Here is a 12,442-nt window from a genome sequence, read left to right as displayed (position 1 = left end):
CTTGCTTTAATATGTAACTTCAGTTTGAAAAGCACAGGTTAATCCTGTGAATGCTTTTGAGTTTGGATTCCACTGAACCTGTTAGCTAATTAATCTGTTTAATGCGGAATATTATATGTCCATTTATGATTATCCTTTGCCAGAAGATTTTGGGATTTATAAACCCTGCTGGTATAGCAGGGATTTCTGGCTGTAGACAATCCTGTAGATATATTTAGTCAGTCAGTCTCTTTTAGATTGGTCTAATTTTTAGAATGTCATTATTTAAGTTGAACTTGTTGTTTAAGTTTTTGGCAGGCGCTTTTAATCTTTTTCTTAGTAGATGGAATTTTCAGAAGCTGTAAAGACAGAAACATTAAAATCCCTTCAGGTTTATTGAGGACTCAGGTGAAAACTACAATGACTGCAGAATTACCTCCTCAAATCCAGAACCAGATAGCACAGCTTCAGCAGGTACAGCAGCAGGTTCAGGCTCTGTCCATGCAAAAATCTCAGATTGAAGCTATGCAAAAAGAGTCCAAAATGGCTCTTGATGAATTGGAAAGACTGGCTGACGACGCGGTGATTTACCGGAATGTCGGCGAACTGGTAATAAAAACAACCAAAGAGGAGTCCGTTTCAAAACTTAAAGACAGGGAAGAAACCCTCTCTCTCAGGCTTCAGTCTATCTCCAGGCAGGAAGAAAGGCTCACTGCCCGCTTCAAGCAGCTTCAGGAGCAGATCCAGCAGGCACTTGGACCCAGAGCACAATAATTTTTATTTTTTACAATGTAATACAGCACAGAACTATAGCTGTAACGGAGATTGTGCCGAGATCCCGGGATTCGGGATTCTCGAAATCTATAAAAAACGGTAGCCAGAGTGGACAATGCGAGTTGATGAAGCGGAGTTTTTTAACCGGCTCCTTGACTATCGAAACATTTTATATTTGTGTCACAGGAATGCAGATCCGGATGCTGTTAGCAGTGCTTTTGCTCTTTCAGAGGCCCTGGGTGGAACAGTCGGGCTTGTAGACGGATGTAACCGTGTAGCAACCGTTCTGATCGACAGGCTTGGAATTGAAGTAGTGGATAAGCCAGACCCTGCAAATTACGGTTTTGTTGTCGTGGTTGATACCTCGACAAAAGCACAGCTAAACGATATAGAGCTGACCAGTTACTGCGTAATTGACCACCATACTACTACAGCCCTTACCGAGAATGCAGAATTTTTCCTGCACAGGAACACAACTTCGACTGTAGAGATAGTCTATGATATCCTGAAAGTCATGGGAGCGCCGATTAACCGCAGGATGGGAATTGGCATGCTTACAGGTATCGTTACAGATACAGGACATTTTAAGCATGCATCGGCTGATACGTTCAAAACGGTGGCAAAAATTATAGAGGCCAGCGGAGTTGAGTACGGGGAAGTTCTTGACCTGATGGCTGCCACCCCTCAGGATATCTCAATGCGCATAGCTATCCTGAAAGCAGCGAGCAGGGTTGAACTCGACCGGGTAGGAGATATGATTATAGCTTCTTCTCATGTGAGTTCTTTCGGAGGCTCTGCCTCTTCCATGCTTATCAACATAGGAGCTGATGTGGCTTTTGTCGGCACTACAAAAGGAGACAGTGTCAGAGTCAGTGCAAGGGCAAAACGCGACGCTGTAAATGCGGGAGTCAACCTCGGTCAGCTGATGGAAGACATAAGCAATGAATATAACGGCACCGGCGGCGGGCATTCAGGAGCTGCGGGAATAGATATAATTGCCAATATGGAAGAAGTATTGCATAAATGCAGGGAGATGACAAAGAAAATCCTTGAGAAATCCCTCGGAACAACTGCAAAAGAAATTTCTGAGGATGAGATTGAAAGCAATGAGGATGAACAATAAAGAAAACAAACTGGATAAAACAATAAAAGATGGATAAAAATATCAACAATAAAAGATGGTAAAAATACTTCAATTTTTCTTTCGGTTTAGAGTTACTATTTTTTTTCTCAGGTCTTCTCTGTTATATCCTCAATTTAAGCTGAATAAGGTCTTTTTTTCCATTCAACAGCAACAACTATTATTTATATGAGAATCCAGCTTAACCTTTCATTATTATATCTGCCGGAAGTTCGCATCCTATCGGAAGAGTCTCAACTTTCCGGGATGAAAAGAGATATCATCTTAGCATGACCTCAAGGGGCATGAAATGAAAAATATACATAAAAAAGGGCCAGGAGAGACGCGGCCTGAAACAAAAAAGTCTCTAAATAAAGAACAAAGAGCGTGAAAAAATGCCAGAATACTGGGATCCTGAAATCGAGACAATGCCTGTAGACGACTTGAGAAAGTTGCAGGAAGAAAAATTGAAAAAACTTGTACATTATGTGTATGAGAATTCTCCTTTTTACAGAAAAAGGTTTGATGAACATGGGGTTCGCCCGGAAGATATCCAGACTCTCGAAGATGTAAGGAAATTACCTTTTACATATAAGCAGGATCTCAGAGATACATATCCTACTGGAATGTTTTGTGTCCCCAACTCAAAGCTCGCCCGCTTCCATGCTTCTTCGGGTACTACGGGTAAACCGACTGTAGTCGGGTATACACGCAGGGACATTGACAACTGGGCAGAGTCCCTTGCCAGGGCTTTTACCTCCGTGGGCGTGGGAGAAGATGATATACTTCAGGTAAGTTACGGGTACGGGCTTTTTACAGGCGGGCTCGGCGCCCACTATGGAAGTGAAAAACTTGGAGCAACTGTACTCCCCACAAGTTCAGGGAACACCGAACGCCAGCTTGAGCTTATGGTAGATCTCGGCACGACAGCCATAGCCTGCACTCCATCTTACTTCTTATACATGATTGAAACTGCCAGGAAAGAGGGCATCAGTATAAGGAATGATACTAAATTAAAGGTGGGCTTTTTCGGGGCTGAACCCTGGTCTGAGGAACTCAAAAGGAGAATCGAAGAAGAGTCAGGGATTAAAGCCTATGATATATACGGGACTTCGGAACTCAGCGGCCCTCTCTTTACAGAATGTAATGAACAGTGCGGCATCCATATATGGGGTGACCTGTTCCTTGTAGAGATTCTGGATCCTGAGACAGGAGAGCCCATGCCTGATGGCGAAACGGGGGAGCTTGTAATAACTACCCTTGCAAAAGAAGCAAATCCACTTATCCGCTACAAAATCAAAGACCTTACTAAAAAACTGTCTGAACCCTGCAAATGCGGCAGGACTCATCCGAGGATCACGCGCATCAGCGGACGTTCGGACGATATGATTATCGTGCGCGGCATAAATGTCTTCCCGGGCCAGGTCGAATCGGTTTTGATGAACATTCCGGAAGTCGGGAACCACTTCATGATTATTGTGGACAGACTAGGACCTCTTGACTCAATGAAGGTCCAGATTGAGATGCACGAGTCAGCCTTCAGTGACAGGATGTCGGACATGATGGCACTTAAAAAGAAGATTGCAAGCGCTTTAAAGAGCGTGCTGAACCTTGCAGTTGAGGTAGAACTTGTCGAACACGGCACCCTGCCGCGCTCGGAGGGAAAATCAAAGAAAGTTATAGACAAGAGGAAGATCTGAAAGTTTTAATCTGAAGATCCAGGAAAGGTCAAGAGATTTGATTTTCCAGAAAAAAGAATAACGGAAAAAGATCTAAAATATTGTTTCTTTCCGTTGTTCTTTTTTCAGTTCCTTTTTCAATTTCCTCTTTAAAATCCAGACCGTGCCTCAATATCTAAAAACAACACACATGTAAGTTTAAAATACACACAGAAACTTATATTATATTCTGATGAAAACATGAGAAAAGGAATAAGAGGCTAAAATAAGGAACTGAAAAAGCAGGAAAAAAAGGAATAAAATTTTAATTGATTCTGTAGGAAAAGAATAAAACTGAAGAAATAAGGGATAAAAGGACATGGGTGCTGGAATGGAAGAAAAAGTGATAAAACAAATTTCCCTTTTTGCGGAAAACAAACCTGGCAGACTTGCAAGCGTGGCAAATAAATTGAAGAATGCAGGCATAAACATAAGAGCTTTTACCATTGCCGAATCAGGAGATTTCGGAATAATTCGCATGGTTGTGGACAAGTCGGATTATGCGCACCGTGTACTCCACGATGCCGGGTTCACAGTTTCTGAAACCAGCGTCCTGGGAGTGGAAATGGAAGACGTCCCTGGGAGCATGTCCCGGATTGCGGAAGTTTTCGGAGAAGCGAATATTAACCTTGACTATGCCTATGCTTTTGTCACCAGGGACCAGAAAGCCCTTCTTATTGTCCGGGTTAACGACACTCAGAAAGCCATAAAAACGCTGGAAGAGAACAATATAAAGCTAATAGGTATGGAAGAACTTGAAAAGATCTGATTTTTATTGAACGCCGGATTTACGGAATAGAAGCTTGAAAAGCCGGAAAAATGGTCCAGAATCCGGCACATTAATATTAATTGATATTAGTGTGCCTGAGTGTCTGGAGTTCTCTTTTTTGCTACAGTAGATACATACAGCCTGAAGAATTTCTAAAATATTTGCGCTCGTACTGCGTAAATAGATGTACATTATAAATATAAAAAGAACAAACGGAAAAGAACTTTTCTGAGTATAAAGAAAAGGCAGTCCATGTAAAGCGAACAGGGATTGCACCGATAAACGAGCAGGTCAGTTTGACTAATGACAGATAATAAAGACAGCTTACAGGAAAACGCTCAGCCCCCTTCAAAGAATAAACTTGGTGGAACTCACACTACAATAATTGGAGGAAGAGCTGGAAAAAAACTAGTAAAGCTTGTAAGCCAGCATCCTGAGATAAAAAAAGTAATTCCGTCCGTAATTTCCGTAAAAGGTGTTGCAGGGGGAAAGCTTGCTGGAAAAGTCCTGCGAGCTGACGCAAGGGGTAACCTGAGGCTATTGCTTTCAGAAGGCAGAAGCTTTCAGGAAATCAGGCTGGTGACGACAGTTGGTAGCGCTGAGGAGGGGGACAGAATCATGAACGAATTAAATGAAATCTTAAAAAATGCCCTCTGAGGCGTTACAGGAGAGATTACTTGGCATTCATAGGAGTTGACCACGGGACAACAGCAATGCGTTTTGCACTTATTGAAGGCGAAAAGGTTCTGACCTTTGAACTTGGAAGGGCTGAAGCTGCTGCAATGTCAGAAAAAGAAATTCTGGCATCTATCGAAAAAGAGTTTGGAATCAAATCTGAAGATATTGACCTGATCGCTCTGACTTATTCCATGGGAGATGGCTTTTCCGAGATTAAAGACGTGAGGAAGCTTGAAGGAAGAGGGCTTCAGAGTACGGAAGGAGCAGGAAAAAAGACCGGAGGAGGCACGCGGGTCTTTGATGCGATCAGAAACTCCGGCATTCCGGCAGTAGCTATTCCCGGCCTTCACGTGAAAAGCAAAGTAGACCCGAGAATGAAGGTATTTTCCCATCTCACAAGCCCTGAAAAGCTGGGTATTGCATACCACATCCGGTGCCTGGGCTATGAAGATTTTGTAGTTTCCGATATAAGCTCAAATACTGTGACTCTTGCAGTTGCTTCGGGAAAAGTAATTGGTGCAATAGACGCCTGTATTTTTGCTCCAGGAGTCCATCACGGACCTCTTGATCTGCAGGCAATCAGAAATGTTGATGACGGGCTTCAGACAGCAAATCAGGCGTTCATAGAAGCAGGAGCCCTGAAGATGACTCCCTATAAAGACAGGGAAGAACTGCTCAATGCAGCCGAAAAAGGGGAAGAACCTGCCCTGCTTGCCCTTGATACCATAGCCCTCTTTGCAGCTATGGAAATTGCTTCAATGCAGCTTCTCCTGAAAGAGTACGAAGTTACCGGAACTGTCTTCCTTGCAGGTTCGGTAGGAGAAGTAAAATATATGCAGGAAAAAATCAGCAGACACCTGGGCCAGGAATGCCTTAGTTTAGGCAAATGGCATGCTGCAATCGGCTGTGCCGAGATAGCAAGGGATGTGTCTGCCGGAGAAAGACATATTCTCGGCGTAGATGTGGATTATCCTTAAAAAATAAGAGAACGCCCTTAAAAAGAAGAATTGGACCGAGAATCAGGTCTTTTCTATAGATTCTTCGTTCTCTTCTTCGGGATATTCTTCATAGTCCGAGGCATCAAGCTTCCCTTCTTCGTCCTCATCATAACCGCTCATGCGGTTTTTGTCCATGAGGATTACATAATCCGCAGAGTTCTTGAGTGCTGTGGAAAATCCGGGCTCAACCCCGAAGATAATGGTCTCTTTCCCGTGTTCGTTTGCTTTGTTCAGCAGCGGTTTGAAATCCGCATCACGGGTTACGATTGCAAGAGTGTCTATATTGGGATTGTAGACCAGTTCCATGCCCTCTACTGCGAGGCGCACATCCACATCACTGGAACAGATGATGGGTTCAAGTCCATGGTTTTCAATAGCCTCAACAAGCTTGTCCGAGGCATACTGGTTCAGGAAAACGCGTCCGATCTTGATATTCCCGTAGTCCTTCAGGACATCCCTTATTTCCTCAAGGTTTACATCAAACTCTTTTCTGAGGATATTAGGTCCGTCCACCAGAAGGCCTATTTTCCTCCTGCCGACTTCTTTCTTAGTACGGAGGTATTTAGAAATGGAATCAAGTCCGCTCTTTACAGGCTTCATTATCAATGTCCTCTGTGATCCTTACAGTTTTACTCAACCTGCATCTTTTTTCTGTTAATTTCCGGTTATTCACGGAGAATTAACCTGTGAGGGCAGTAGAGTTCCCCGCAGCCATCTCACGTCTGAAGATATGGGTTTTCTATTATTACTTTCTGAAAGTCGCAGCTTCGTTCTTCATATATTGTGAATTCACAGCTGGCGGTTTTCAGGTCCAAACCCTGATACACGGCAATTCGGGTAATAATCTGATTATATCTAAATATTTGCTTTTCTGTAGTAAAACATTTGCATACTTTGGCAATAACAGGTCTTAATTTTACCCGGTCAGGGAGTTTTGACTGAAAACTCTGTCCTGTCCAGGAGAAGATAAATCCTGTGATATTAGTAAGCCCCTCCAAAGTGAACGTTTTTAGCTATAGAACACTAGATATATTTGAGATATATTTAAGAATTATAATTTATCTGAAAACGGGCCTTTTTTAACTTCGCGGATAATAAAAGAAGATTCCCGGAGTTCAAAGACGTTTTCAGTTTTTCGCCCCTTTTTCTGCCTTCTGTACTGGATTTCCCCTAATTTCTGCAGAAAAGCTTCATAGACCTCCATAAACTGTTCGAACTCTGCATTTGTAAGTTCTATTATTCCTTCCCTTCCCGCAAGCCAGTCATAGACATAAAGAAGGACTGCTTCTCTTACCCTTTTAAGCCCATTTTCCTCAGACTCTTCAGGGGCTTTTTCAAAAAAAAGGGTGGCTTTCATCTTTGGAGACCAGGCTGCAAAGACACGGCTGAAATTTAAGATCTGGACTGGAATTTTTTCCCCGGGACCGGGTCTGGGATGATAGTACCTGTCCTGAGAAAAAATCTCTCCTTCCAGCCTTACCACCTGCCAGCGTACCTCATTACCCTGTATTTATCATGCATTTTCTTCATACGAAAACCTATATAAAGCCCGACAAAGAGCCCGCTCAGGTGGGCAGTATGGGCTATCATATCCGACGAATTAACCATTAAAAAATCGAGAATGGCAAAGAGCAATAGAGCATGTTTTAAACGCATGGGGACAAAATAAACATATACCCTGAGGTTCGGCTCAAGTACGGTAAGAGCTGCAAAGACCCCGTAAATGGCTCCGCTGGCGCCAATCATGGAACCAGGCGAGATGCCAAAAATGGGCCGACTTAAGAAAGTGTACCCTATTGCAGAAAGGATTCCTGCAGTAAAGAAGACCCCGAGAAGCTGTTTATTCCCTACCCTTCGCTCGAGTGCGGTTCCGAAAAAGTACATGACAATCATATTAAAAAGAAGGTGTAGCAATCCGGTGTGCAGGAAAATATATGTGACAAGCGTCCAGGGTCTTGTCAGAAGTGAATTGGGATCAAACTGGAAAGTGCTCATATAGAGATACCCCAGGTTCGGAGCCACACTCATAAGGACTACTTCCAGAAGGAAAGAAATTACACACAGGAAAATGATCGCCATCGACGGACTCGCAGAGACAGAGCTTTTTATCCTGTCAGCAGTTCCGCTTCGGGACTCATATGGTGTATCGCGGTTAAACATGTTCTAATTACTCTCTATTTTATTCCAGTATAAAGTTGGTGAGTAAAAGTACCTGGTTAAATAAGGCAATTTATAAAATGGAATTTATAATGCCTTAAAACACATCAGAATATTATTCAAATATAAGAATGACGTCTAAACACAAGAATATTATCCAAACATAAGCTCAGGAACAAATGCCAGTAAATAAACTGCACAATAAAAGGTTCATATCCTGAAAAAGCTGTCATAATCGTTCCATTCCTCAATTAAATGTTAGAAACCCGCAGATAACGCCAGAATTCCCCACATGTTAAATATTATTCTCAAGTCATAATTTAAGCTTATCAGTATTAAGTATAAAGTGCATATAAATTTAAGGGCATATTTTATCAGGAGAATTATTATTTAGATCAAAGAATACATCAATTAATATTTAAGTGAGAAAATTATAGTTGATAATGCCAGGTGAAAAAACATGAAAACGGTTTACAGCGTTTACTTTGCAAATTAGTTTTAACACAGTCCCGATATAAATAAGTTTTGATATTTTCATTAGAAAAATAAATATAATAAATTTAAAGATTATAATGGATAATATATTCAAAAATAGATAAGAATAGATTGAATTTTAGTTCTGCAAAATATGCAGTCCAAATAAGAAGAATCTTTAAAATTATTTGTCATCATTACGAAAAAATGATATTATAAATAACAAATATTAAAATCAAAAGAAAAAACTATCGAGGCTCAAGAATACTTCTTTTGAAAAACAGCATGCTGCGACATTGAGCATTTTTTTGAAACAAAGAATCTTTGAGGTTTTTTTTAAGAAGAATAAGCCTCCACATTCCATTTTTACCCATCTCGAATATGGTATTACAAATTAGAAAATGTTATATAGATTTGGTACATTTAGTCACTTAATTAGTGTTTATTATCCATCGGTAGCGACCTCTGCTCAATATTAAGGTCTCAATCGTTGGCAAAAACGGTTTTTTTGAGAAACAGGGCGTAAAAAAGGGTTTGGAAGAGGATTAATGCCCTAAAAACGACTTTTACAAGAAAATATTCCCTATAAAAACGCTTTTATTTGAAAAAATAATGGCAAAGTGTTTAAAGTTCAAATAGAGAGCTTAAAATGATTTGCCAGAGGACGTCATTAAACGATTGCAGGTTTAAAGCAGACGGCAAAAAATATAATGTATAATCATTAAGAACTTGCTGTACATCATGACTGCAGTCGTCATGGCGAAGCTTACTTTAAACAAATTTAGGAGGTAAAGCTCAGATGAGCAAACTAACTACCGGGAGTTTTTCTATAGAAGATCTGGAATCCGTTCAGATCACTATTAACAACATTGTAGGGGCAGCAAAGGAGGCTGCTGAAGAAAAAGTAAAAGAGCTAGGCCCGATGGGTCCGACCCCCTACCCCTCAATTGCTACATTAAGGGACTGGAGTTTTACACTGTTCGACCGCTATGAGCCTGTCTACACCCCAATGTGTGACCAGTGCTGCTACTGTACATTCGGACCGTGTAACCTGGAAGGAAACAAGAGAGGTGCCTGCGGTATTGACATGAAAGGTCAGACTGCAAGAGAGTTCTTCCTGCGCTGCATTACAGGATGTGCCTGCCACAGCGCCCACGGACGCCACCTGCTGGATCACATTATTGAGCTCTTTGGGGAGGACATGCCGATTAACATGGGTGCCTCAAATGTGATTGCCCCCAACATTCAGCTTGTCACAGGTGAACAGCCAAAGACCCTTGGCGACCTCAAACCCATTATGGAGTATGTCGAGGAAGAGCTTGGCCAGCTTCTTGCAACCATACACGCAGGTCAGGAAGGAGCTGCAATTGACTACGACAACAAGTCAATGCTTGCTGGAGTTCTGGACCATGTAGGAATGGAAGTTTCCGATATTGCTCAGGTCACTGCACTTGGATTCCCGAAATCTGACCCCGAAGCCCCGCTTGTAGAAGTAGGTATGGGAACAATTGACAAGTCAAAGCCGACTATCATTGCCATAGGGCACAACGTTGCCGGTGTCACCTACATCATGGACTACATGGAAGAACATGGCCTGACTGACAAGATGGAAATCGGAGGGCTCTGCTGTACCGCATTCGACATGACCAGGTACAAGAGAGAAGACAGGAAAGCCCCCTATGCAAAGATTGTCGGTACAATTTCAAAGGAATTGAAGGTTGTACGCTCCGGAATTCCTGATGTAATTGTCCTTGACGAACAGTGTGTAAGGGCCGACCTCGTAGCTGAAGGCCAGAAACTCAAGATACCCATCATCGCATCAAATGAAAAGATCATGTACGGCCTGCCAGACAGGACCAATGATGATGTTGATGCAATCATAGAAGACCTCAAGACCGGAAAGATGCCGGGCTGCGTAATGCTGGACTACGACAAGCTGGGAGAGCTTGTGCCCAGACTTGCTATGGAAATGGCTCCTCTCCGTGAAGGAATCTCAGCCATCCCCACTGACGAGGAAATGGTAGCTCTTGTCTCCAAGTGTGTGGAATGTGGAGAATGCGCACTTGCATGCCCAGAAGAACTGGCAATCCCAGCAGCAATCGCAGTAGCAAAGGGAGGAGACTACTCTGCTCTTGAAGAGCTTCACGACCTCTGTATAGGCTGCCGCAGGTGTGAACAGGTCTGTAACAAGGAAATACCCATCCTTAGCCTGATCGAGAAAGCATCCCTGAAGGCTATTGCCGAAGAGAAAGGTCTGGTAAGAGCCGGAAGAGGTCAGGTAAGCGACCCCGAGATCAGAGCAGAAGGTCTGAACCTTGTTATGGGTACAACTCCTGGTGTTATCGCAATCATCGGATGTTCCAACTACCCCGCAGGATCCAGGGACGTATACAACATTGCTGAAGAATTCCTTAACAGGAACTACCTGGTTGCTGTTTCCGGATGTTCTGCAATGGACATTGGTATGTACAAGGATGCTGACGGCAAGACCCTCTACGAGAGGTTCCCGGGCAGATTCGAGAAAGGTAACATCCTCAACACCGGATCATGCGTCTCCAACTCTCACATTTCAGGTACAGCCCACAAGGTCGCTGCAATCTTTGCAGGCAGAAACCTCTCAGGCAACCTCGCTGAAATCGCTGACTATACACTCAACCGTGTGGGCGCAGTAGGTCTTGCATGGGGTGCTTACTCCCAGAAGGCAGCAGCTATCGGTACAGGATGCAACATGTATGGTATTCCTGCAGTGCTCGGACCTCACAGTGGAAAGTACAGGAGAGCTCTGATAGCCAAGACCTATGATGACAGCAAGTGGAAGGTTTACGAGGGCAGAAACGGTTCTGAAATGGATATCCCGCCAGCTCCAGAGTTCCTCATCACAACTGCCGAGACCTGGCAGGAAGCCTGTGTAATGATGGCAAAGAACTGCATCCGTCCATCCGACAACAACATGGGCAGATCCATCAAGCTCACCCACTGGATAGAACTCAGCGAGAAGTATCTTGGCGTTATGCCGGAAGACTGGTGGAAGTTTGTCAGGCACGAAGCCGACCTGCCACTCTCCAAGCGTGAAGCACTCCTGAAGATACTTGAAGCAGAACATGGATTTGAGATTGACTGGAAGAAGAAGAAGATCATTTCCGGCCCGAAGATTAAATTCGATGTCTCTTCACAGCCAACTAACCTCAAGAGACTTTGCAAGGAGGCCTGAAGATGGTTGACACTACCAAGAACACAAAGCTGTTCACCAGCTATGGTGTAAAGACCTCAAAAGCTATCACCACTGAAGTTGCCGCCAAACTCATTTCAAAGGCAAAGAGACCTCTTTTAGTGGTAGGTACTTTAGCCCTCAGCCCAGAAGTTCTGGACCGCGCAGTGAAGATCGCACAGGCAAAAAACATCCCGATTGCAGCAACCGGCTCTTCGATGCATGGCTTTGTAGGCAAGGATGTTAACGCCAAATACATTAACGCACACGCGCTTGGTTTCTACCTGACAGACCCCAACTGGCCAGGGCTTGATGGCAATGGAAACTATGACACAATCATTATCCTGGGATTCAAGAAATACTACATTAACCAGGTGTTGTCTGCAGTTAAAAACTTCAGTGACGTAAAATCAATCTCAATAGGCAAAGATTACATCCAGAATGCAACAATGTCTTTCGGAAACCTTAGCAAAGAAGACCACATTGCAGCACTGGACGAGATAATTACCCTTTTATAATTTGGATTTAGGAGGCGAAAAATAATGGCAGAATTCCCATTTGAGATTT

General features: G+C 43.1%; 11 protein-coding genes. 8 read left to right on the top strand and 3 right to left on the bottom strand.

The window, feature by feature from the left end; genetic code table 11:
• The first annotated feature begins 399 nt into the window (after positions 1-399).
• From PLL47_RS07125 to PLL47_RS07100, 6 genes are all read left to right on the top strand, one after another.
• Positions 400-753 carry a prefoldin subunit beta gene (locus PLL47_RS07125; RefSeq protein WP_324445521.1) on the top strand — a complete coding sequence of 118 codons (354 nt, stop codon included), beginning with the start codon at positions 400-402 and terminating at the stop codon, positions 751-753.
• 115 nt (positions 754-868) lie between these two features.
• Positions 869-1,876: a DHH family phosphoesterase gene (locus tag PLL47_RS07120; protein WP_324445496.1), complete on the top strand. Its 1,008-nt coding sequence runs from the start codon at positions 869-871 to the stop codon at positions 1,874-1,876.
• A gap of 392 nt (positions 1,877-2,268) precedes the next feature.
• Positions 2,269-3,573 carry a phenylacetate--CoA ligase family protein gene (locus PLL47_RS07115; RefSeq protein ID WP_324445495.1) on the top strand — a complete coding sequence of 435 codons (1,305 nt, stop codon included), beginning with the start codon at positions 2,269-2,271 and terminating at the stop codon, positions 3,571-3,573.
• 349 nt (positions 3,574-3,922) lie between these two features.
• Positions 3,923-4,360 carry an ACT domain-containing protein gene (locus tag PLL47_RS07110; RefSeq protein ID WP_324445520.1) on the top strand — a complete coding sequence of 146 codons (438 nt, stop codon included), beginning with the start codon at positions 3,923-3,925 and terminating at the stop codon, positions 4,358-4,360.
• Positions 4,361-4,663: 303 nt separating this feature from the next.
• A complete protein-coding gene (locus tag PLL47_RS07105; protein ID WP_324445494.1) occupies positions 4,664-5,017 on the top strand; it encodes a DUF2103 domain-containing protein in 354 nt (117 codons plus the stop codon).
• 20 nt (positions 5,018-5,037) lie between these two features.
• Positions 5,038-6,015 (top strand): methanogenesis marker 12 protein, encoded by a 978-nt coding sequence (locus PLL47_RS07100; protein ID WP_324445493.1) that lies wholly within the window; start codon positions 5,038-5,040, stop codon positions 6,013-6,015.
• Positions 6,016-6,057: 42 nt separating this feature from the next.
• Here the strand turns inward: PLL47_RS07100 and PLL47_RS07095 are convergent, their stop codons facing one another.
• The 3 genes from PLL47_RS07095 to PLL47_RS07085 all read right to left on the bottom strand — a co-directional run bounded on the left by PLL47_RS07095 (position 6,058) and on the right by PLL47_RS07085 (position 8,196).
• On the bottom strand, positions 6,058-6,636 hold the full coding sequence (locus PLL47_RS07095) for a TIGR00288 family NYN domain-containing protein (protein WP_324445492.1): 579 nt from the start codon (positions 6,634-6,636) through the stop codon (positions 6,058-6,060).
• A 451-nt stretch (positions 6,637-7,087) separates the two neighbouring features.
• A complete protein-coding gene (locus PLL47_RS07090) occupies positions 7,088-7,519 on the bottom strand; it encodes a hypothetical protein (RefSeq protein WP_324445491.1) in 432 nt (143 codons plus the stop codon).
• Positions 7,513-8,196, bottom strand: coding sequence for a rhomboid family intramembrane serine protease (locus tag PLL47_RS07085; RefSeq protein WP_324445490.1), 684 nt, complete (start codon positions 8,194-8,196; stop codon positions 7,513-7,515). The genes PLL47_RS07090 and PLL47_RS07085 overlap by 7 nt, the downstream gene beginning before the upstream one ends.
• 1,270 nt (positions 8,197-9,466) lie before the next feature.
• Between PLL47_RS07085 and cdhA the strand changes: the two genes are divergently transcribed.
• Positions 9,467-11,878 carry a CO dehydrogenase/acetyl-CoA synthase complex subunit alpha gene (gene cdhA, locus PLL47_RS07080; protein ID WP_324445489.1) on the top strand — a complete coding sequence of 804 codons (2,412 nt, stop codon included), beginning with the start codon at positions 9,467-9,469 and terminating at the stop codon, positions 11,876-11,878.
• 2 nt (positions 11,879-11,880) lie between these two features.
• On the top strand, positions 11,881-12,393 hold the full coding sequence (gene cdhB / locus PLL47_RS07075; RefSeq protein ID WP_324445488.1) for a CO dehydrogenase/acetyl-CoA synthase complex subunit epsilon: 513 nt from the start codon (positions 11,881-11,883) through the stop codon (positions 12,391-12,393).
• Positions 12,394-12,442 lie beyond the last annotated feature (49 nt).

The organism is Methanosarcina sp. (assembly GCF_035390745.1).
In the GTDB taxonomy this organism is placed as follows: domain Archaea; phylum Halobacteriota; class Methanosarcinia; order Methanosarcinales; family Methanosarcinaceae; genus Methanosarcina.
This window is presented reverse-complemented; position numbering and strand designations above follow the sequence as displayed.